This is a genomic window from Candidatus Cloacimonadota bacterium, from assembly GCA_011372345.1.
GTDB lineage: Bacteria > Cloacimonadota > Cloacimonadia > Cloacimonadales > TCS61 > DRTC01.
In genome coordinates this window covers 1-2,153 of sequence record DRTC01000218.1, presented here as the reverse complement: position 1 = coordinate 2,153, position 2,153 = coordinate 1, and the positions used below count along the sequence as shown (strand labels likewise).

Annotated in this window: 2 protein-coding genes; both read right to left on the bottom strand. The window is 36.8% G+C overall.

Features of this window, described 5'->3' with window-relative positions; translation table 11 throughout:
* Positions 1–193: 193 nt before the first annotated feature.
* Positions 194–577 (bottom strand): GxxExxY protein, encoded by a 384-nt coding sequence (locus tag ENL20_04220; GenBank protein HHE37762.1) that lies wholly within the window; start codon positions 575–577, stop codon positions 194–196.
* A gap of 111 nt (positions 578–688) precedes the next feature.
* Complete coding sequence (locus tag ENL20_04215; protein ID HHE37761.1) at positions 689–2,077, bottom strand: TldD/PmbA family protein; 1,389 nt, start codon at positions 2,075–2,077, stop codon at positions 689–691.
* Between the last annotated feature and the right edge of the window lie 76 nt (positions 2,078–2,153).

Sequence of the window (2,153 nt, the reverse complement as noted above, 5' to 3'; positions counted from 1 at the left end):
TCACATACTTTTTTAGCAACGAACAAAACTAACAAAACGAACTTAATTACTATTTTTTCCAATGTCCGTTTTGTTTGTTGCTCATTTTCTCCAATGTTTGTCTTGTTAGTTTTGTTAGTTGTCATTTTTTCCTTTGTTAGTGTTGTTCGTATTGTTCGTTGCTCATTTTTTCATGTGTTCGTTTTGTCCGTTGTTAATTAATAAGATTCGGAACTCTTTCAATTTCAAAACCTTTTCTATTATTCGGAAAATTTATCAAGATTCCGAGTTCGAGATTCGTTGCTTTCAAATAATTCAATAATTGTGCTTTATGAAATTCATTCAATTTCTCAACACATTTTAGTTCAATGATAATTTTATTGTTTACTAACATATCTGCAAAATACTCACCAATAATCTGATTTCGATACAAAATGATGATTTTCTTTTGAGTCTCGACAATGAATCCAATTCTTTTTAGTTCTATGCAAAGAGCCTTCTCATATACTTTCTCCAGAAAACCATTTCCTAACCTTTTTCTCACTTCTATACAAGCATTCTTGATTTTATAAAACTCTTCTTTAAATATTAAATCCAAGCAATCCTCTCAAAAATTTTATTCTTCTTGTTCATTTTAGTTTGTTGCTTTTTTTTCCTTTGTTCGTTTTGTTCGTTGCTCAATTTTATCTTTTGTTCGTTTTGTTCGTTGCTAATTCTCTTTCCTACCACCCACAATGATCTCATCGATCTTGATCGCAGGCTGCCCAACGGTCGTAGGAATACTTCCGCTGACAGAACCGCACATTCCTTCGGCAAGTTCGAGATTATCCGCAACCATACTTATTTTTTTAATAGTTTCCGGACCATTACCGATTAATGTTGCTCCCCGAATCGGTTCTTTGATCTTACCATTTTTTATGAGATAGCCTTCGGCAACTGCAAAATTGAAATTTCCGGTTCCGGGTATAACCGAACCACCACCCATTTTTTTAGCATAAATTCCATTCTCGACGGAAGCGATCAAGTCTTCGATTTTGCTTTTACCTTTTGCCAGGAAAGTATTTCTCATACGAGAAGCTGGAGCGAATTTGTAGGATTGCCGTCTTCCGCTTCCTGTCGGTTCGATTCCCATTTTCTTTCCACCGAGTTTATCGACCATATAAGATTTCAGGATACCATTTTCAATTAAAACTGTTTTTTGGGTGGGAAGACCTTCGTCATCGATATTTTCCGAACCCCATTTTCCGGGAATCGTGCCGTCATCGATAGCAGTAACAACCGGATTTGCGATCAGTTCCCCCAATTTTCCGGCAAAGACAGAAGCACCTTTAGCAACGGCAGTAGTTTCCAATGCATGTCCGCAAGCTTCATGGAAAATAACTCCACCAAAACCATTATCTATTATCACCGGAAATTTCCCGCTGGGAGCATAATCAGCTTTGAGCATAGTTATCGCTATACGGGCAGTTTCTTTCCCTAATGCTATGGGATCGAGTTTCCTGAAAAACTCATAACCTGCATGACCTCCGGGTCCTTCTGTTCCGGTTTGTTTTTCAGTTCCTGACGAGGCAATCGAAGTTATATATGCTCTGGAATAATTCCTGTCATCTTCTGCCAGTAAACCTTCGCTATTAGCGATCAGAACATGCTGCATTTTCTCAATAAACCTGATATCCACCTGCGAGATCAGTTCGCTGTAATCACGGGATGCTTCATTAACTTTCCTGATAAAATCGATCTTATCCTGTTTGGAAACAGTATTATTTGGAATCTCGACAGGATGGATATTTTCAAATTTTAGTTTCGTCAAATCGAGAGCATTGAGTTTTGAATTTCCTCTGGCAGCTTTGCAAACAGCATCGGCAGCAGCCAAAAGGGATTCTTCACTCAGATCATTCGTGTAGGCATAAATTGCCGTATTTCCATAAAAAACCCTGACTCCGGCACCAAAATCTTTTCCCACAATACTCTGTTTGGTTTTATTATCGTTAAAGTTTATCAGAGAACTGTAAGTGTTTTCCAAAAAAAGTTCGGCAAAATCAGCTCCATTGGACAAAGCTTTATCTAATACTTTATAAATTAAGACTTTATCTATCATCTTTCCTCCAGAAATTAATTTTATTAAAAATTAAAGCAAAAGAGAAATTTTGAGTGTCAATTATTGTGTCAAGAAG

Coding starts and splice junctions, on each gene's coding strand:
- ENL20_04215 (HHE37761.1), bottom strand. CDS start 2,077: ATGATAGATAAAGTCTTAATTTATAAAGTATTAGATAAAGCTTTGTCC.